The sequence below is a fragment of the Macrococcus sp. 19Msa1099 genome, from assembly GCA_019357535.2.
Taxonomy (GTDB): Bacteria; Bacillota; Bacilli; order Staphylococcales; family Staphylococcaceae; genus Macrococcoides; species Macrococcoides psychrotolerans.
This window is the reverse complement of record CP079955.1, coordinates 1,320,904-1,339,689: the sequence shown is the minus strand read 5'-3', so window position 1 is coordinate 1,339,689 and position 18,786 is coordinate 1,320,904. Positions and strand designations below refer to the sequence as shown.

Sequence of the window (18,786 nt, the reverse complement as noted above, 5' to 3'; positions counted from 1 at the left end):
GAGGTGTTAATGTTGCCTAATTTCTACAAAAGAAATAAACTGGTCTTTATTTTATTCGGGCTGATTGTCTTTATCGTATTCGTCGGTGTATCTTTAAAAGAGCGCGCAACTTCTACAGCAGAAGCATTTGCTGGAGATACCGTTGCAGCTGGTCAGCGTATTGTATCCTATCCTGCTATGTTTGTAACATCGAACTTCAGCAATGTAATACATATGTGGGATGCTAATGAAGAAAATAAGAAGCTCAAACAAAAGATAAAGGGGTTTGAGCAGGTGGAAGCTGATAACTATAGGCTTGATAAAGAGAACCAAGAATTACGTCATGCCTTAAAGACAGAAAGTATTTCCATCTATGAGCCTGAAATTTCAACTGTCATCAGTAGAAATCATGATCAGTGGATGAATACGATGATCATTAATAAAGGGAAATCTTCCGGTTTCAAAGAGAATATGGCTGTAATTACGACTGAAGGATTGGTCGGTCGACTAAAGAAAGTAAATAGCTACTCATCACAAGTGGAAATGATTACTTCAAATGTTAAAGCAAGTAAAATTAGTGTCACGCTTCAGCAGGGTGATGAAGAAATCTTCGGTATGGTAGACCATTTTGATGATAAGAAGAACTTGCTGGTAATTTCTGACATTGATAATAACGTTAAAGTTAAAGTTGGAACGAGAGTTGTGACAAGTGGACTTGGAGGTCAGTTTCCTAAAGGAATTCTTATAGGGAAAGTTAAAAAAGTAGAAAATGATGAGTATGGTCTTAGCCAGATTGCGTATGTTGAAACTTCTGCAGATTTAAAAGGTCTTTCCCAAGTATATATCGCGAAGAAAAGTCCCAAAGCTGTTACGCTTGAAGGAAGTGGAGAATAATGCAAATCATTATTTTTCCTGCTATCGCATTGTTGCTGTTACTTATAAATAATTTAATAACGACATTTATGCCTATAAACTTCTTTGGATATGAGCTCTACTTTATACCCCACCTCGTATTAATATACTTGCTGATACTAACGGTATATAAGAATCCGAAAATTGCACTGATCTTAGCCATTTTATTTGGTATTCTATGTGACATTTACATTGGCAATATATACGGGCTCTATACATTTGGATTTATTATTGCAGTGTTGCTGATGGACCAGCTCTTTAAAGTTTTTTATAAAGACTTAAAGATGATGATTGCTTTATTGCTGTTATTTGTATTGTTATTCGAAAGCTTTAAGTTTATAACAGTTAAGGTACTTGGGCTGGCCACAACAGGTGGTTTTGGATTTGTTTTCACGCATTTAATTCCGACATTACTTATTAATTTCCTGTTTATTATCATTGTGTTTCCGATACTTCTTAAAATATTAGATAAATATACAATTTAAAATTGACTATTTACAATTCTGATGATATCATATTGAAGTTGAGTAGTTTCAAGCTACATACAACCGCACAACTTTAGGTTTAAGTGAGTGATCCACCTAAAGATGGCGTGACTTATAAATAATAGGAGGTGCAAGTATGTTTGCAATTATTGAAACTGGTGGAAAACAATTAAAAGTTGAGCAAGGTCAAGAAATCTGGGTTGAGAAATTAAACGCAGAAGAAGGTTCAACATTCACGTTTGATCAAGTATTAATGGTTGGTGGAGAAACAGTTAAAGTTGGTTCACCTGTAGTTGAAGGTGCTACTGTTACAGCGAAGGTTGAAAAACACGGTCGCGGTAAAAAAATCACTGTATTCAAATACAAACCAAAGAAAAACTACAAACGTAAACAAGGTCATCGTCAACCTTACACAAAATTAGTTATTGAAGCGATTAACGCGTAATGATTAATGTTACCGTCTTGGTCAATGAAGATGGACAAGTAACTGAGTTTACTATGGAAGGCCATGCGGATAGCGCACCTCATGGGCAGGATCTTGTGTGTGCGGGCGCATCAGCAGTTGTATTTGGTAGTATGAATGCAGTTATGGGTTTGACAGATGAAAGACCCGATATTGATTATGCAGATGATGGCGGTTATTTTACTGCTAGAGTTGTAGACCTTAATAATAAGGAAGCGCAACTGATCATACAGTCAATGCTCGTGTCGCTACAGACAATTGAAGCTGAATACGGACAGTATATAAAATTAAATTATAAGTGAGGTGTAACTCATGTTAAAATTAAACTTACAATTCTTCGCATCGAAAAAAGGGGTAGGTTCTACACGTAACGGTCGTGACTCTGAATCAAAACGTTTAGGTGCTAAACGTGCTGACGGTCAATTCGTAACTGGTGGTTCAATTTTATACCGTCAACGCGGTACTAAAATTTTTGCTGGTGAGAACGTAGGTCGTGGTGGAGATGATACGCTTTACGCTAAAATTGATGGCGTTGTTAAATTCGAACGTTTCGGACGCGACAAAAAGAAAGTATCAGTATACGCTGAAGCGAAATAATGTGAATCGTGGGACTTGGGACAGTTGTCTCAAGTCCTTTTTCATTTTATTTAATACCGGACATGTACAAAATCCTCAATGATTTTGTATGCTGTCCTTTTTTTATCACACATAATAGTGTTCGTCTGACGTATACAAAGTGTTATTCCATGTTATACTATATAAGAGGTGAGGAAATGAATCGCCGAGATATATACTTTAAGATGAAACATGATTTTGCAAACCAATTGCAGTTGATAGATACATATACACAGCTCGGAGAACATGAGAAAAGAGATAGACTTATACAAAGCGTTGTCATGTCATTTAAAGATGAACAAGACTTTTTAAAGTTGCCATTAAATCAGACGATTGATTGTTACATACGATACAAAATAGAACAGCATAAATTTGACTTCGCATTTGAAATAGGTACGCTATCAAGTGCAATTGGCTTATATGATAGGCGTGTTTCGTCAATATTTAATGATGTGTTTGCAGATGCCGGACATCGTATTGAAGAAAAGGGACTGATAACGATCAGTATCTTTGAAACTGAAGCTGCATTTGAACTGTTATTTGTTTTAACAGGGAGGATTATGGATAAAGCGATACATCCGGCAATAACTGAAATGAATCAGAATTTAGTAGAATATGAATATGAAATAAATAAAAGAGGTGTCTAAATGTTTATAGATCAGGTAAAGATTAATTTAAAAGCAGGAGATGGTGGTAACGGAATCGTTGCTTATCGTCGTGAAAAATATGTTCCACTCGGTGGACCATCAGGTGGGGATGGTGGAAAGGGTGCCTCAATTGTATTTGAAGTAGATGAGGGTCTCAGAACACTGCTTGATTTCAGATTTCAACGTATGTTTAAAGCGGAACAAGGTGAAAATGGACAGTCGAGCAATATGCATGGTCGCGGAGCGAAAGATCTAGTGTTAAAAGTTCCGCCTGGCACAGTTATCAAAAATGCAGAGACGGGTGAAATTATTGCAGATTTGGTGACACATGAACAGCGTGCAGTAGTTGCACGTGGCGGTCGTGGTGGACGAGGAAATTCCCGCTTCGCATCTGCAAGTAACCCTGCACCTGACTTCTGTGAGAATGGTGAACCGGGTGAGGAAATAGAAGTTTCACTCGAATTAAAGTTACTGGCAGATGTTGGCCTCGTTGGGTATCCAAGTGTAGGTAAATCTACTTTACTATCGATTGTTTCTAAAGCAAAGCCTAAGATCGGTGCCTATCACTTTACTACGATTAAACCAAATCTTGGTGTAGTTCAGACGAAAGATCAACGTAGTTTTGTGATGGCGGATCTTCCAGGGTTAATAGAAGGAGCATCAGAAGGTGTTGGGCTTGGACATCAGTTTCTTAAACATGTTGAGCGTACGCGTGTTATTATCCACATGATCGATATGGGACGTACGGATGGTCGTGATCCATTTGAAGACTATACAACGATAAACAAAGAATTGAAGCAATATAATGAAAAGCTTGCGCGTCGTCCTCAAATTATTGTAGCGAACAAGATGGATATGCCAAATGCTGAGGAATATTTACAGGAATTTAAATCTAAATTGGAAGAAGACGTTGAAATCATCGAACTGAGTGCGGCAACGTATCAAAATATTGATACATTACTATATAAAACCGCCGATATATTAGATGAAACGAAAGATATCGATTATGATCTAGATGAAGAAGCGAGTGCAGTTCATCGTGTCATGTATAAACATGAGAAATCAGTGGATCATTTTGAAATTACGCGTGATGACGACGGTGCATATGTCGTAAGCGGTAACTCGATAGAACGTCTGTTCAAGATGACAGACTTCACAAGAGATGCGTCGGTGCGCCGTTTTGCTAGACAAATGCGTACGATGGGTATCGATGATGCACTGCGTGAACGTGGGGCAAAAAATGGAGATACAGTACGTATTCTGCGTGGTGAATTTGAATTTATTGAATAGAAGGTGTATTTAATGACGACACAAAAGAAATTTTATTTAATACGTGAAGATGTACTGCCTGAATCTGTAAAGAAGACACTATTGATCAAGGATCTACTCGATAAGAATCCTAAACTATCTATCTTTGATGCCGTTAAAAAACATGATTTATCACGAAGCGCTTATTATAAATATAAGGATACGATCTTCCCGGTTGATGAAAAGGCGCGTGAGAAGAATTTGACGATAATGGTACAAGTGGATGATAAGGTCGGACTTTTAAGTAAGATACTATCCTTTATTGCGTTACAGAATGGGTCAGTATTAACGATACATCAGACCATTCCGATTAAAGAGAAGACGACCATTACGATTTCATTGAATGCTACAAATATCGACATGACAATTAACGAACTTATTGAAGCAATTGGTTCGATAGAGCATGTTAATGATGTAAAGCTCCTTGGAATGAGCTTATAGGAGGAACTATGTACGCATATTTAAAAGGTAAAGTAATAACAGTACTGCCAACGCATCTTGTAATTGAAGTGAGTGGGATAGGATATGAATGTCTAACTCCGAACCCTTACCGGTTTAATCATCAGTTAAATCAGATGATTACACTTCATACACAGCTTGTTGTAAGAGAAGATGCACAGTTACTCTATGGTTTTAAAGATGAGGAAGAGAAAGCGATGTTTAACGCTTTGAATAAAGTAACAGGAATTGGACCAAAATCAGCGCTTGCAATATTAGCTACAAGTACTCCTCAAGAGATTATTAGAGCAATTGAGTCGGAGAGTGAAAGTTATTTAATTAAATTCCCAGGAATAGGGAAGAAGACGGCAAGACAAATCATTCTAGATTTAAAAGGTAAATTGACGATTGCGGATGAAAGTGAATTATTTAAAGAAGTAAATGATACACTATTAAACGAAGCATTGCTTGCATTTGAAGCATTAGGATATTCAAAGCGAGAGATTTCTAAGATTGAAAAAGAGCTCAAGAAAAAACAGTTTAGTAGTGTGGATGAGTATGTAAAGCAAGGATTGCAGATGTTTGTGTCATAAAAAGGATGTGTTATTTTGGACGATAGAATCGTTGATAACAATTTAATTGATCATGATGAAGTTGAAGAAGAACTCTCTCTTAGACCAGAGCGACTTTCCCAATATATTGGACAGCATAAGATAAAGGAGAATCTTGATGTTTTTATTCAAGCTGCAAAGCTCAGAAATGAAGCGCTTGATCATGTACTACTCTATGGGCCGCCAGGATTAGGTAAGACGACGCTCGCGAATATTATTGCGCATGAACTCGATGTCAATATCAAAATTACATCTGGTCCTTCAATTGAAAGACCAGGAGATTTAGCAGCAATCTTGTCGAGCCTAAATGCGGGTGACGTTTTGTTCATTGATGAAATTCATAGAATATCACGTGTTGTAGAAGAAGTACTCTATCCTGCGATGGAAGATTTCTGCTTAGATATTGTAGTTGGAAAAGGAGAGGAAGCGCGAAGTATCAGAATCGATCTTCCTCCATTTACGCTTGTTGGAGCCACTACGCGGGCAGGAAGTTTGTCAGCACCGCTTAGGGATCGATTTGGCGTCCATCTGAGATTGGATTACTATGAGATAAAAGACTTGTCCCATATTGTGTCAAGAACAGCAGATGTGTTTGAGGTTTCAATAGATGCACAATCTGTACAGGAAATTGCGCTAAGAAGTCGAGGTACTCCAAGAATAGCGAATCGACTGTTAAAGCGTGTAAGAGATTTTGCACAAGTTAGAAATAATGGACTAATTGATATTGAAATGACGACGCATGCATTGAACCTATTACAAGTGGATCAATATGGACTTGACCATATCGATCACAAGATTTTACGTGCCATCATCGAACGTTACAATGGTGGACCAGTAGGATTAGATACGATTGCAGTCTCCATAGGAGAAGAACGCATAACTTTAGAAGATGTTTATGAACCTTACTTGATTCAAAAAGGCTTACTAGAAAGAACTGCACGAGGGCGTGTTGCAACTGTACATGCCTATGAACATCTGAATGTGCCATACGTTAATGAAAAGAGGAAATAATTGTGGATGTAAATGAATTCGATTTTAACTTACCGGAGTCTCTTATTGCTCAGACACCATTACAAGACCGTACAGCAAGTCGACTCCTTACACTGAATAAGCATACCGGTGAAATCAAGCATACAAACTTTAGATCGATAATCGATTACTTGAATGCAGGAGATACTTTAGTACTGAATGATACGAAGGTTATGCCAGCACGATTGTTCGGTTTAAAGGAAGATACAGGTGCGAAGATTGAAATGCTGATGCTGACAGAACATGATAACGGCTGGGAAGTTCTGATCAAGCCGGCAAAGCGTGTTATGATTGGAACGCGCATATCATTCGGTGAGGGTAAGATTATTGCAACTTGCGTGGAGGAACTTGATCAGGGCGGCCGAATTATGCAGCTGAGCTATGATGGGATACTTCAGGAGCGTCTGGATGAGCTTGGGTTGATGCCTTTACCCCCTTATATTAAAGAAACACTAGAAGACCAAAGCCGATATCAGACAGTCTATGCACGTGCTACGGGAAGTGCAGCTGCGCCTACTGCAGGATTACATTTTACAGAATCTTTGCTTGAAGATATTAAAGCTCAAGGTATTAATATCGCATATATCACGCTGCATGTAGGTCTCGGTACATTTCGTCCGGTGAGTGTCGATGATGTTGAAAGTCATAAGATGCATAGTGAATATTACGAGATGAGCGAAGAAACAGCAAAGCTATTAAATGACACACGTAATGGTGGAAACCGAATTATTACAGTAGGTACAACCTCAACACGTACGTTAGAGACAATTGTGGATGATTCCGGTCATTTTACAGCACAGAGTGGCTGGACGGATATCTTTATTTATCCAGGTTATTCGTTTAAAGCAGTGGATGCGATGATTACAAATTTCCATCTCCCAAAGTCAACATTAGTGATGCTTGTTTCAAGTCTTGCAACGAAAGAATTTATAATGAATGCATATCATGAAGCTGTGAACGAAAAATATCGATTTTTCAGCTTCGGAGATGCAATGTTTATCTATTAAAGGAGAGAACTATGAACGCAGTAACATATGAACATATAAAAACTTGTAAGCAATCTGGCGCACGCCTTGGTATTGTGCATACACCACACGGTTCATTTGAAACACCGATGTTTATGCCAGTAGGTACGCAAGCTACAGTTAAGACGATGAGCCCGGAAGAATTAAAAGCGATGAATGCAAAAATTATTTTAAGTAATACGTATCATTTATGGTTACGTCCTGGGAATGATGTTATCCGTGAGGCGGGAGGATTACATAAGTTTATGAACTGGGACGGTCCGATTCTTACAGATAGTGGCGGTTTTCAGGTATTCAGCTTAAGCGATATGCGTAAGATTGAAGAAGAAGGTGTGCATTTCAGGCATCATCTGAATGGTTCTAAATTATTTTTAAGCCCTGAAAAAGCAATGCATATTCAAAATGATCTTGGCTCAGATATTATGATGGCTTTTGATGAGTGTCCACCGATGCCGGCAACCTATGAATACGTTAAAGCGAGTATCGAAAGAACTTCACGCTGGGCAGAACGTTGCTTAGAAGCGCACCAGCGTCCCCAGGACCAAGCGCTATTTGGTATTATTCAAGGTGGAGAATATGAGGATTTACGCACACAGTCTGCAAAGGATCTTGTTTCGATGGACTTCCCGGGTTATGCTATTGGTGGTCTGTCTGTAGGTGAACCAAAACCAATAATGTACCGAATACTTGAACATACGACGCCACTTATGCCATTTAATAAACCAAGATATCTAATGGGCGTTGGTTCTCCGGATGCGTTAATTGAAGGTGCGATTCGTGGTATTGATATGTTTGACTGTGTATTGCCGACACGAATTGCAAGAAACGGAACATGTATGACATCTAAAGGACGCGTCGTTGTGAAAAATGCTAAATATGAAAGAGATTTCACACCGTTAGATGAAAAATGTGACTGCTATACATGCAAAAATTATACGAAAGCCTATTTACGCCATCTGATTAAAGCGGATGAAACATTTGGTATTCGTTTAACGACAATTCATAATCTGCATTTCTTGCTTAATTTAATGGAACAAGTGCGTGAAGCGATTCGAAATGACCGTTTATTAGATTTTAAGGAAGAATTTTTTGAAGAATACGGATTAAACGTTGAAAATCCGAAAAACTTTTAGGAGGTACAGAGATGAGCCCAGAAACACAAGCATTGTTAATCAATTTATTACCATTAGTCGCAATTTTTGCAGTTGCTTACTTTTTTATGATTAAACCCCAGCAAAAGCGTACGAAAGAACAGCAGCAGCTGATCAGAAATTTAAAGCGTGGAGATAAAGTCGCTACAATCGGAGGATTACAAGGAACTGTTAAATCTGTAGATAATCAATTTGTTACTTTAATCGTCAATAATAAAGGTACTGAAATGACATTCGAAAAACAAGCGATAAAAGGAGTATCTAATAAATAATTTTGATTCCTTCAGAATTTAGATGTATACTTTTTACATCAAAAGGATTATAGAGGTGAAAGTGTGAAGAAACGTAGCAGAATCGTTGCCCTTTTGCTGCTGACTATATTATTGTTCAGTACAATGGGTGTAACAGCAAAAGACATTATGAATAAAGTAAATCTCGGCTTAGATCTGCAAGGTGGCTTTGAAGTACTTTATAAAGTTGATAAACTTGAAAAAGAAGATAAGATCACACCAGAAGTTGTTAAAGCCACGAGCAAGACCCTTGAATCTCGTGTTAACGTACTTGGAGTAAGCGAACCTAAAATTCAGATTGAGAATAAAGATAGAATTCGAGTACAGTTAGCAGGCGTTAAAAATCAGAATGAAGCGAGAAAGATATTATCGACAAGTGCCAATCTGACAATTCGTGATGCAAATGACAAATTGTTATTAAGCGGTAAGGATCTTGTTCAAGGCGGTGCAAAGCAAAGCTTTGATCAGACAAACAATGCACCTGTTGTTACTTTAAAATTAAAATCAGCTGAAAAATTTGCTAAAATCACTAGAAAAATCTCTCAACAAGATCCAAATATAATGGTTATCTGGATGGATTTTGAAGAAGGTAAGGATAGCTACGAGAAAGAAGCAAAAAAAGAACAGCAGGGAAAACAACCAAAATATGTGAGTGCAGCAGGTGTATCACAGGAAATCAACTCCCAAAATGTTGAAATTTCAGGTGGATTTAATGGAGAAGATGGTTTAATTCGTGCAAAACAAATTGCTGATCTATTAAATTCTGGTTCACTTCCAGTGAAATTAACAGAAGTATATTCAACATCTGTTGGTGCACAGTTTGGCCAGGATGCACTACATGATACTGTATTGGCATCTGCAATTGGTGTCGGATTAATCTTCTTGTTCATGATACTCTATTACAGATTACCAGGAACTATTGCCGTAATTTCATTGTCGGTCTACATCTGGTTAACGATGATCGCCTTTAATTTGATTTCAGGTGTTTTGACATTACCAGGCATTGCCGCGCTCGTTCTAGGTGTAGGTATGGCAGTCGATGCAAATATCATAATGTATGAACGTATTAAGGATGAAATTAGAATCGGAAGAAGTATCAAACAAGCCTTCAAAAAAGGCTCGAATTCATCTTTCTTAACAATATTGGATGCCAACTTGACAACTGTACTGGCTGCATTAGTGCTATTCTTCCTTGGAACGAGTAGTGTAAAAGGGTTTGCAACGATGTTACTGCTTGGTATAATAATGATCTTTGTTACGCAAGTATTCTTATCACGTTTCTTACTCAAACTTGCTGTAAACTCCGGAATGTTTGACAATAAGTTTTCATTCTTTGGTGTCAACAGAGCGCATCGTCATGATATTGCAGAAGGTATGGATGTTCAGGATTTAAAATCAGCCTGGGAACGTATTGATTTTGTGAAGTTAGCAAAACCATTGCTAGGCTTATCATTAGCATCAATTATCATTGGAAGTATCATTGTTACGATGATGGGATTAAATTTAGGTATCGACTTTAAGAGTGGTTCACGTGTAGACATTAAAAGTGAACAAGTATTAAAAGAAGATGGACTTAAAAAAGAGCTAGAAACGTTAAAGATGCCAAGTGAAAATGTTGTCGTAAATGCTGAAAATCCAAAAATGGCATCTGTACAATATAAAGATCCGTTAACGAAGGAACAAATCAATGATTTAAAATCAACATTCTCTAAAAAATATGGACATGAGCCAAACGTAAACACGGTATCAAGTGAAATTGGTAAAGAATTAGCGAAAAATGCGATTAAATCCGTGATTATCGCTTCAATCGGAATCATCATCTACGTTACATTCCGTTTTGAATGGCGTATGGGACTGACATCCGTATTATCTTTATTACATGATGCATTTTTAATCATTGCATTCTTCACTATATTCCGCCTGGAAGTAGACGTTACATTCATTGCAGCAGTTCTGACCATTATAGGTTATTCAATTAACGATACGATCGTTACATTTGACCGTGTCCGTGAGAATCTACATAAGATTAAAGTTATCACAACACCAGAACAAATCGATCATATCGTAAACAGTTCGATTCGTCAGACGATGACGCGTTCAATCAATACGGTGTTGACAGTATTAATCGTAGTTATCGCATTAATGTTACTCGGTGCAACAAGTATCTTTAACTTCTCGGTTGCATTGCTTGTCGGATTAATTTCAGGCGTCTTCAGTTCAGTCTTTATTGCAGTACCACTTTGGGGAATGCTAAAGAAACAACAACTGAAAAAATCAAACGGCAAACTTATTGTTTATGAAGAGAAGAAACCGAACGAAGAAAAAATCTACGTCTAATAGCTGACTATTGATCGGCAAACTAAGCCCGGGGAACTGTATACAACTACAGTTCCCCGGGCTTTGTTAAATAAATAAATGCGTATATCCTGTTTTCTATTTTTGTGTAAAAAATGATATGATAAATAGTAAAGTCAAAGGGGGATGAACTTGAAAATAACTAAGATAACAGGCTATCAAATTGAATTGCCGTTAAAAGAACCATTCGTTATTAATTATGCTACGTATCCTTATATGCCGGCATTTATTTTAGCAATAGAAACAGACGAAGGCATTACAGGATATGGTGAAGCTGTACCTGATGAACATGTAAATGGGGAACATGTGAATGCAGCTTTTGAAATTATGCAGCATGTCATTGCACCAGCATTGATTAACAGAAATCCGCTGAACATTAATGCGATACTGAATAGATTAGATGACTTAATCATTCATAACCCTTCAATAAAAGCAGCTGTAGATATTGCATTACATGATATTCTTGGGAAGAAGGCTGGACTCCCATTATATGAATTACTAGGTGGTAAAACGAAAGACAGACTATCATATGCAAAAGTGTTAAGCGTTAAACCATTTGAGCAACTAAAGGATGATATCGATGTTTTAATAGAACAGGGATACAATGTTATTAAAGTCAAGCTTGGTGGAGATGTGGTATCGGACTGCAGAAAGTTAGAACAGATTCTGGATTATGTAGACGAATCGATTGAAGTTCGTGTCGATTGTAATCAAGCGTGGTCTTCGCCGAAACGTGTTGCACAAATGGTCAATCAATTAGATTATCCGAATTTAATGTGGATAGAACAACCGTTAAGTTATAAGGAAATTGAAGGGCTAAATTACTTATATGACCATATGAAAGTACCGTTGATGGTTGATGAGAGTATATTAAATGTTAAGCAGCTTGTACAACTTAATATTAATACAGATTTAATCAACGTTAAATTAATGAAGTGTGGGGGTATAAAAGCAGCAGTTCATATTATTAATTACGCTGAGGCACATGATATTCCATGCCAAATAGGTTCTATGGTCGAATCTTCTATCGGCAGTGCTGCGGGGTATCATGTTGCAATGAGCCATCATAATGTACAGTCTACTGAACTGACAGGACCCCTGTTATTCAGTAAGGAAATCGGAAATTTAAAATATGAAATTCCATATGTCTACTTAAGTGAGGCACCAGGACTTGGAATAGAAATAGATCAGCAAAGTTTAAATGCAATAACGACACGACAATTCGAAATGAGTGAAATAAATGAATAGCACCACCTTTAAAAATGAAATGCAAGAAATTAATACAGAATTGAACAGTATTGCAGAAGTAAGCTGGAAGGAACAGAAGACGACAGAGTATTTAACCACGTATTTAAAGGACTATACCATTGAACGCTTCAACAAAACCGGTTTTTTGCTGCAAATTGATGGTAAGATTAAAGATGCAATTGCATTTCGTACGGATATCGATGCGCTTCCATACCGTTTAAATAATGAATTGAAAGTGCTGCATGCATGTGGACATGATGTTCATATGACGATATTAACAGGCTTCATCTTAAAGCTAAAAGAGATGAACTATAAACCGAAACATACGTTAAAGTTTATTTTTCAGCCTGCTGAAGAACTAGGAGAAGGCGCGAAGTATGTTGTGGAACATGAACAAGGAGCTCTCGAACATGTACACTATTTATTTGGTATGCATGTACGTCCTTTAAATGAACTTAAAAAAGGTCAGTTTTCTGCAAGTATACAGCATGGTGCAAGTGGTACAATCTATATGGATGTAATTACTAAAGCAGGGCATGCGGGACGACCGTGGGAATCAATTAACAGTATTGATATCGTAATGGAGATATATGAACATATAAAGCGTATCAACATGGGAAGTAACCGTAATTATTCTGTTAAGATGACAAAGATTAATACGATGAACGGACAAGATAATTCCATTCCTGGGCACGTAAGCGTAACTTTTGATATTAGAGCCAATTATAATGATACGATGGATGAACTGATCGCAGTTTTTAATAAGATACTTGATGATAGTAAAGTTCAATATGCTGAACAAGATGTATTGATCAATACTAGGATTGACGGTTATACAGTAGCTGCACAAATAGATCCAGATGCGAAGGAACTTCTGAAAAAAGCGATAAAAAGCAAAAGATTTGAATATGTTGATACCATCTATACTCCAGGTGCAGAAGATTTCCATAACTATACGTATGCACTGCCGGATATCAAGTCGACAATGCTAGGGATTGGGTGTAATATGGAACATGGATTGCATCATCCTGATATGAATCTGGATAAATCAGTCATCTTTGATGCGATAGAAATATTTTATCAACTTTTATTAGATATCGATAAATAATAGGCAAACTTATATAGGGGGATTGTTGTGGATAAAACTGTATGGACAGTCAAACAACCTGTAGATACAATTCCTGCAGCGTTAATTAAAAAATATCACATCACTGAAATTAATAAGAAAATATTAGAATCTCGTCATATTGTGACGGACGCAGCATTACATGATATTTTTGCAGCAGATGACATTCATGATCCATTTGCTATGCATGACATGAGTAAGGCGGTTAAGCGTATTCAAACCGCAATAGATAATAACGAAATGATACTCGTTTATGGAGACTATGATGCAGATGGTGTGACGAGCGTCACTGTTCTCGTTGATAGCTTGAAGTCTATCGGTGCAAACGTAGGCTGGTACATTCCGAATCGTTTTACAGAAGGCTACGGACCAAATGAGCAGGCTTTTCGTGAAGCGAGTGATGCGGGTGTATCTTTAATCATTACGGTTGATAACGGGATACAAGGTCATCATGAAGTAAATATTGTGAACGAACTAGGGATAGATGTAATTATTACAGATCATCATGAGATTGGTCAGACGCTTCCAGATGCTTATGCAATTCTGCATCCGATGCATCCAGACGGCAGCTATCCCTTTCATCATCTTGCAGGGGTTGGGGTGAGCTATAAGCTTGCATGTGCATTAAACGGACAGATGAATGAGCACTTACTTGGATTTGTTGCGATTGGTACAATCAGTGATCTTGTATCATTGACGGGTGAGAATCGAGCGCTCGTAAAGCGTGGACTTAAAGCCTTAAATGTGCATACACCGATGGGCTTGAAGGCATTACTTAAGCAAGCGGCTTTTAATGGTGAAATCACAGAAGAAACAGTCGGATTTATTATAGGTCCGAGACTGAATGCAGTCGGTAGATTAGATGATGCACGATTAGCATGCGAATTACTGCAGATAGATAATGAAGATGAAGCAGAATGGATGAGCGAACAAGTCGATCAGTTCAATATTGAACGTAAGGAGATTGTAAGCTCAATTACTGAACAAGCATTGATAGATGTTGAAGAAAAAATTGCGAAGGGCAATCGTTTTATCGTTGTTGCAAAGGAAGGCTGGAACGAAGGTGTACTTGGTATTGTCGCAAGTAGAATTACGGAGCAGTATCATTTACCCGCAATCGTATTGAACATTGATTATGATAATGGCTACGCGAAAGGCTCTGCAAGAAGTATTGCGCAAGTATCGATGTATGACAGTCTTGATGCATCGAGAAATCTTATTACTAAATTTGGTGGACATCATATGGCAGCAGGGATGACATTGCCCATTGAAAATATTGAACAGCTCGAAAAAGCTTTGAATGACTATTTAGATACACGTATTCATGGTGAAATCATTCAGGAAATAGAAATTGATGCTGCTATTGAAATGTCAGATATTACAGTGAAGAATATTAATGATATGGATAAACTCCGACCGTTCGGAACAGACTTCAGTGCGCCGTTACTCTCATTAATGAATGCTGAACTAACAGATGTGAAGCAGATTGGGCAGAACCAGGCACATCTAAAGATGACTGTTCAAAACACCCTGAATGCACTTATGTGGAATGAAGGGGCAAGAATGTCAGAACTTCCAGTAGGCAGTCAAGTGAAATTGGCAGGTACGCTGCAGCTGAACGAATGGAATGGTAACGTTCAGCCTCAGATGATTGTGCGTCATATAAAGCAGGACGCTATGCAGATGATTGATTTTAGAAATGTACACCCAAATTCATACAAGTTTTTAAAGGACGAGCGTGCTGCATTGATTATTCATCCACGTAAAAATAAATTAAATGAACATTATTTTCACTATGGCGAAACGATATCGGGTTATGACAAAGTTATCTTCCGTGATCTTCCGGATAGTGAAGAAAAGTTTTTAGATACGTATAACAGTGTGGATGCGACATTAATCTATTTTATATTTCACACACCAAGACAATTATATTTTGAAGGTATGCCGACAGCAGAAAAATTTAAGCTGCTATATAAATGTATCATGATAAAGCCAGAGATTGATCTGGAAAAAGAAGGCGGTTATTTACTACAGACAATAAATGTGTCACCGGATACTTTGTTGTTTATGCTGGATGTGTATCATGAACTTGGCCTTATTATTAAAGAAGGTCAACTTATAAAAAAGCAGGAAGTTGATAAAAAGGTCGATTTATCGAGCTCAAGTACTTATCAAGCACGATTAAATCAGTTAAAATTAGAAAGTAAGCTATTGTTTTCATCATTCGATGAATTAAAACAATTTATCTTATCGAATAACTCATTGTCCTAGGAGGCATATTATGGATCTAAAGCAATATATTACTCAGGTTAAAGACTGGCCAAAACCAGGCGTAAATTTCAAAGATATTACAACAATCATGGATAACGGTACGGCATATAAATATGCAACGGATCAGATTGTGGAATATGCAAAAGAAAAACAAGTTGATATCGTTGTAGGTCCTGAAGCGCGTGGATTTATTATTGGGTGTCCGGTTGCCTATGCGATGAATATTGGCTTTGCACCTGTCCGCAAAAAAGGAAAACTTCCCCGTGAAGTCATTAGCTATGAATATGAACTTGAATATGGCACGAATGTACTTACAATGCATAAAGATGCAATAAAACCGGGTCAGCGTGTACTAATAACAGATGATCTACTTGCTACAGGTGGAACAATTGAAGCGACAATTAAGCTAGTTGAATCTCTTGGTGGTATCGTTGCAGGGATTGCATTTATCATCGATCTTAAATACTTGAACGGTATGGACAAGTTAAAAGGATATGATGTGATTTCGCTCGTTGCGTATGAAGAAGAATAATTATGTTTAAAAAGGATAAGTATGTACTTATTCTTTTTTTATATTATTTATTTTATATATAGATTGTAGTATTATTAATACATTATAGCTTAGGAGGTGATAGGATGAATAACGAATATCCATACACTAAAGATGATGTGCTTGAGATGACAAGAAGCTATTTGTCAGAGAAAGATTATCAGTTTGTAGTAAAAAGTTATGAGCTGGCAGAAAAGGCACATGAAGGTCAATTTCGTAAAAATGGACTTCCTTATATCATGCATCCTATCCAGGTCGCAGGTATACTTGCCGAAATGAAATTAGACGGACCTACAATCGTTGCAGGGTTCCTGCACGATGTCGTTGAGGATACGCCTTATACATATGAAGATCTGAAGCAGATGTTCAATGAAGAGGTTGCCTATATCGTTGATGGGGTGACGAAGCTCGAAAAAGTAAAGTACCGTTCTAAAGCTGAGGAGCAGGCAGAAAATCATCGTAAACTATTTATTGCAATTGCAAAAGATGTCCGTGTTATTCTCGTGAAACTCGCAGATAGACTACATAATATGCGTACATTAAAAGCGATGCCCCACGAAAAGCAGGTGCGTATCGCAAAAGAAACGCTAGAAATCTATGCCCCTCTGGCCCACCGTCTTGGTATCAATACGATAAAATGGGAGCTTGAAGATATTTCACTGAGATATATTGATAGTATCCAGTATTTTAGAATTGTTCATCTTATGAAAAAGAAACGTAGTGAACGTGAATCTTATATAGAGAATGCCATCGACAATATTCAAAAAGAGATGCAGATTACAGGTATTGATGGTGAAATCACAGGGAGACCGAAACATATATACAGCATTTATAGAAAGATGGTTAAACAGAAGAAGCAGTTTGATCAGATATTTGATTTATTAGCAATCCGCATTATTGTTGATAGTATTAAAGATTGTTATGCGGTTCTTGGACTTGTACATACATTATGGAAACCGATGCCTGGTCGTTTTAAGGACTATATCGCGATGCCGAAACCCAATATGTATCAATCACTTCATACAACAGTCGTAGGACCGAATGGCGATCCGCTTGAAATCCAGATTCGAACACATGAAATGCATGAAATTGCTGAGCATGGGGTTGCTGCGCACTGGGCATATAAAGAAGGAAAGTCATTAGTTAACCCAGATGAAGCGAAAAGTTTAAGCAAGATGAGCTGGATGCAGGAAATTGAAGAAACAGATTCTACTTCACCAGATGCGGAAGCTTTTATGGAATCATTAAAGTACGAGCTTCAAAGTGATAAAGTATATGTGTTTACCCCAGAATCAGATGTTGTTGAGCTTCCGATTGGTGCAGTGCCGATCGACTTTGCATATGCTGTACACAGTGAAGTCGGCAACAAGATGATTGGCGCAAAGGTAAATGGTAAGATTGTACCGATTGATTATGAATTATCGACGGGAGATATTATAGAGATTAGAACATCAAAACATTCTTATGGCCCAAGTCGTGACTGGCTGAAAATTGTTAAAAGTGCAAGTGCAAAAAGTAAGATAAAGAGTTTCTTTAAGAAACAAGACCGTTCTAGCAATGTTGAAAAAGGTCGATTTATGATAGAAGCTGAAATTAAAGAAAATGGTTATCAAGTTGAAGAGATTATGACGGCAGAAAATATTCAGGCCGTCGTGGAAAAGTATAATTTTCAAAGTGTTGAGGATGTATATGCGGCAATTGGTTTTGGTGGGTTAACTGCATCGGCTGTTTTTAATAAGCTTTCAGAGAAACAAAGAATTAAAGAGAAGGAACTGAAGCTCAATCAAGTTCAGGAAGTAAATAAACAGTTAAGCGTGAAGGGTAATATCCAGACAGAGTCAGGTGTATATGTCGAAGGTATGGATAACATGCTGATAAAGCTTTCAAAATGCTGTAACCCAATTCCTGGGGATGAGATTATCGGCTACATTACTAAAGGTCATGGCGTAAAAGTTCATCGCACGGAATGCCCTAATGTTGTAAATGAAACGGAGCGTTTAATCGACGTAGAGTGGGTTGTTTCCTCTTCTGAGAATAAGACGTATCAAGTTGACCTCGAGATAACAGCTTACGACCGTCTCGGACTTATTAATGAAGTGCTGCAGGCTATAAATGCGACGAAAGTATCACTCGTTCAAGTTTCTGGTAAATCTGATGTTGATAAGAATGCGAAAATCAATATCAGTATCATGGTTAGAAATGTATCAGAATTAATGAAAGTCGTAGATAAGATTAAGCAGCTTGGTGATATCTATACAGTAACAAGAACATTAAACTGAGGTG

The 18,786-nt window shown here is 37.5% G+C and carries 19 protein-coding genes and 1 other annotated feature; all 19 genes read left to right on the top strand.

The genetic code is table 11. The annotated features are described in order from the left end of the window. Positions 1-9 precede the first annotated feature (9 nt). The 19 genes from mreC (at position 10) to KYI10_06925 (ending at position 18,782) form a co-directional block, all read left to right on the top strand. Positions 10-873 (top strand): rod shape-determining protein MreC, encoded by an 864-nt coding sequence (gene mreC / locus KYI10_07015; protein QYA32143.1) that lies wholly within the window; start codon positions 10-12, stop codon positions 871-873. Next, entirely contained in the window at positions 873-1,376 is a 504-nt protein-coding gene (gene mreD / locus KYI10_07010; GenBank protein ID QYA32142.1) for a rod shape-determining protein MreD, read from the top strand. Before mreC ends, mreD begins: the two co-directional genes overlap by 1 nt. Positions 1,377-1,427: 51 nt before the next feature. Further along, positions 1,428-1,499 (top strand) — a sequence feature (ribosomal protein L21 leader region). Positions 1,500-1,512: 13 nt separating this feature from the next. Further along, positions 1,513-1,821 (top strand): 50S ribosomal protein L21, encoded by a 309-nt coding sequence (gene rplU / locus KYI10_07005; GenBank protein ID QYA32141.1) that lies wholly within the window; start codon positions 1,513-1,515, stop codon positions 1,819-1,821. Then, positions 1,821-2,141, top strand: a complete 321-nt coding sequence (locus tag KYI10_07000; protein QYA32140.1) for a ribosomal-processing cysteine protease Prp — start codon at positions 1,821-1,823, stop codon at positions 2,139-2,141. The genes rplU and KYI10_07000 overlap by 1 nt, the downstream gene beginning before the upstream one ends. 10 nt (positions 2,142-2,151) lie before the next feature. Further along, the gene (gene rpmA / locus KYI10_06995; GenBank protein ID QYA32139.1) at positions 2,152-2,436 is read left to right on the top strand and encodes a 50S ribosomal protein L27; all 285 of its coding nucleotides are present in this window, start codon (positions 2,152-2,154) and stop codon (positions 2,434-2,436) included. A gap of 176 nt (positions 2,437-2,612) precedes the next feature. After that, positions 2,613-3,101: a Spo0B domain-containing protein gene (locus KYI10_06990; GenBank protein ID QYA32138.1), complete on the top strand. Its 489-nt coding sequence runs from the start codon at positions 2,613-2,615 to the stop codon at positions 3,099-3,101. Further along, complete coding sequence (obgE, locus tag KYI10_06985; GenBank protein QYA32137.1) at positions 3,102-4,391, top strand: GTPase ObgE; 1,290 nt, start codon at positions 3,102-3,104, stop codon at positions 4,389-4,391. 12 nt (positions 4,392-4,403) lie between these two features. Then, a complete protein-coding gene (locus tag KYI10_06980) occupies positions 4,404-4,850 on the top strand; it encodes an ACT domain-containing protein (GenBank protein QYA32136.1) in 447 nt (148 codons plus the stop codon). A gap of 8 nt (positions 4,851-4,858) precedes the next feature. Beyond that, entirely contained in the window at positions 4,859-5,440 is a 582-nt protein-coding gene (gene ruvA, locus KYI10_06975; GenBank protein QYA32135.1) for a Holliday junction branch migration protein RuvA, read from the top strand. A 15-nt stretch (positions 5,441-5,455) separates the two neighbouring features. Further along, on the top strand, positions 5,456-6,469 hold the full coding sequence (ruvB, locus tag KYI10_06970) for a Holliday junction branch migration DNA helicase RuvB (protein QYA32134.1): 1,014 nt from the start codon (positions 5,456-5,458) through the stop codon (positions 6,467-6,469). A 2-nt stretch (positions 6,470-6,471) separates the two neighbouring features. Then, positions 6,472-7,494 (top strand): tRNA preQ1(34) S-adenosylmethionine ribosyltransferase-isomerase QueA, encoded by a 1,023-nt coding sequence (queA, locus tag KYI10_06965; GenBank protein ID QYA32133.1) that lies wholly within the window; start codon positions 6,472-6,474, stop codon positions 7,492-7,494. 11 nt (positions 7,495-7,505) lie between these two features. Then, positions 7,506-8,645 carry a tRNA guanosine(34) transglycosylase Tgt gene (gene tgt / locus KYI10_06960; GenBank protein QYA32132.1) on the top strand — a complete coding sequence of 380 codons (1,140 nt, stop codon included), beginning with the start codon at positions 7,506-7,508 and terminating at the stop codon, positions 8,643-8,645. 11 nt (positions 8,646-8,656) lie between these two features. Then, the gene (gene yajC / locus KYI10_06955; GenBank protein QYA32131.1) at positions 8,657-8,935 is read left to right on the top strand and encodes a preprotein translocase subunit YajC; all 279 of its coding nucleotides are present in this window, start codon (positions 8,657-8,659) and stop codon (positions 8,933-8,935) included. A 63-nt stretch (positions 8,936-8,998) separates the two neighbouring features. Continuing rightward, on the top strand, positions 8,999-11,290 hold the full coding sequence (gene secDF / locus KYI10_06950) for a protein translocase subunit SecDF (protein QYA32130.1): 2,292 nt from the start codon (positions 8,999-9,001) through the stop codon (positions 11,288-11,290). A 150-nt stretch (positions 11,291-11,440) separates the two neighbouring features. Beyond that, a complete protein-coding gene (locus tag KYI10_06945; GenBank protein QYA32129.1) occupies positions 11,441-12,556 on the top strand; it encodes a dipeptide epimerase in 1,116 nt (371 codons plus the stop codon). A gap of 19 nt (positions 12,557-12,575) precedes the next feature. After that, positions 12,576-13,664: an amidohydrolase gene (locus tag KYI10_06940; GenBank protein QYA32128.1), complete on the top strand. Its 1,089-nt coding sequence runs from the start codon at positions 12,576-12,578 to the stop codon at positions 13,662-13,664. 27 nt (positions 13,665-13,691) lie between these two features. Further along, positions 13,692-15,953: a single-stranded-DNA-specific exonuclease RecJ gene (recJ, locus tag KYI10_06935; protein ID QYA32127.1), complete on the top strand. Its 2,262-nt coding sequence runs from the start codon at positions 13,692-13,694 to the stop codon at positions 15,951-15,953. A gap of 10 nt (positions 15,954-15,963) precedes the next feature. After that, positions 15,964-16,485, top strand: coding sequence for an adenine phosphoribosyltransferase (locus tag KYI10_06930; protein ID QYA32126.1), 522 nt, complete (start codon positions 15,964-15,966; stop codon positions 16,483-16,485). 104 nt (positions 16,486-16,589) lie between these two features. Next, entirely contained in the window at positions 16,590-18,782 is a 2,193-nt protein-coding gene (locus KYI10_06925) for a bifunctional (p)ppGpp synthetase/guanosine-3',5'-bis(diphosphate) 3'-pyrophosphohydrolase (protein QYA32125.1), read from the top strand. Positions 18,783-18,786 lie beyond the last annotated feature (4 nt).